Origin of the sequence: Bradyrhizobium sp. PRIMUS42, assembly GCF_023006515.1 — a bacterium.
GTDB lineage: Bacteria > Pseudomonadota > Alphaproteobacteria > Rhizobiales > Xanthobacteraceae > Bradyrhizobium.
Genome location: NZ_JALBGZ010001334.1, coordinates 1 through 829 on the forward strand (window position 1 = coordinate 1; position 829 = coordinate 829).

Sequence of the window (829 nt, forward strand, 5' to 3'; positions counted from 1 at the left end):
GACCTGCTCGGCCCGCGGATCGGCGGCATCGCGCAGGAGCGCGCCGAGATGATCTTCACCTCGAACCGCGTGCATGGCCTTTCGACCATGCTGACGCCGTTCTTCGGCGGTCGCGCCCTGGCCTGACCTTGCGCGGCGACGGCGCGCTGCTAGGTTTTAGCGTCGTCACCTAGCCGCAGGCCTTTTCCATGTCGGTCCCGACCACGCCGCTCAACCGCCTCCGCCAGCTTTGGCGCGAAGGCCGTCCTGCCTTCGGCGCCATTGCGACCATCCCGAGCGTGCAGACCGTGCAGATCATGGCGCGCTCGCTCGACTGGATCATCGTCGATCTCGAGCATGGACCGATCGGGCTCACCGAAGCGCATGCGATGATCGCGGCGACGACGGGCACGCCGTGCACCCCCTTGGTGCGGATCGCGGCGAACGAGCCGTGGCTTGCGAAGGCGCCGATGGATATCGGGGCCTTCGGCATCAACTTTCCGATGATCACCAACCGCACTGATGCCGAGAAGGCGGTGCGCAGCGTGCGCTACCCGCCGCGCGGCGATCGGCTCTGGGGACCGTTCCACGCGCCGTTCCGCTGGGGCCAGTCGATGCCGGACTACATGGCATCAGCCGATGACGAGATGATCTGCATGATCACCATCGAGCACGTCGATGCCGTCAACCGCATCGACGAGATCATGGCAACGCCCGGCATCGACGTCGCGGTGATCGGCCCTGGCGACCTCGCGACGTCCATCAACAAGCGCGGCCGGATGGACGACCCGGAGTTGCTGGAGCTGGTCGCCCGCGCCGAGGCCGGCATCCTCAGAAGCGGCGTGCCGAT

The 829-nt window shown here is 67.2% G+C and carries 1 protein-coding gene and 1 pseudogene; both read left to right on the forward strand.

What is annotated here, in order from left to right; translation table 11 throughout:
* Positions 1–126 (forward strand): annotated as a pseudogene (locus MOV75_RS40130) (glutamate racemase); the annotation flags it as partial.
* Positions 127–188: 62 nt separating this feature from the next.
* On the forward strand, positions 189–829 hold a 641-nt coding region (locus tag MOV75_RS40135), incomplete at its 3' end, for an HpcH/HpaI aldolase/citrate lyase family protein (protein WP_247008384.1).